Annotated in this window: 1 protein-coding gene; it reads left to right on the top strand. The window is 51.7% G+C overall.

The window, feature by feature from the left end; genetic code table 11:
* Nucleotides 1-223: dTDP-4-dehydrorhamnose 3,5-epimerase family protein (locus LI126_RS15200; RefSeq protein WP_227165746.1), on the top strand; the 223-nt coding region annotated here is incomplete at its 5' end.
* Nucleotides 224-232: the final 9 nt, after the last annotated feature.

Raw genomic sequence — 232 nt, 5'->3', positions numbered from 1 at the left:
CGGGGCGGTTTTGGATGTCATTGTTGATCTGCGGAAAGGCTCACCAACGTACAAGCAGTGGGAAGGCTACATTCTTTCCGCCAGCAACCATCGTCAGCTGTTGGTACCACGCGGTTTTGCGCATGGCTTCCTGACGCTGACTGACAATGTCAACTTTGTCTACAAGTGCGACAACTACTACGATGCTGAAGCTGATGGCGGCATCTCGTTTAAGGACGCATAGTCAGAAGCA

It is taken from the genome of Mediterraneibacter sp. 210702-DFI.5.30 (genome assembly GCF_020560115.1).
Lineage (GTDB): Bacteria > Bacillota > Clostridia > Lachnospirales > Lachnospiraceae > Mediterraneibacter > Mediterraneibacter faecis.
Note: the sequence above shows the minus strand (reverse complement) of the source record. Positions and strands in the feature narration are given on the sequence as shown.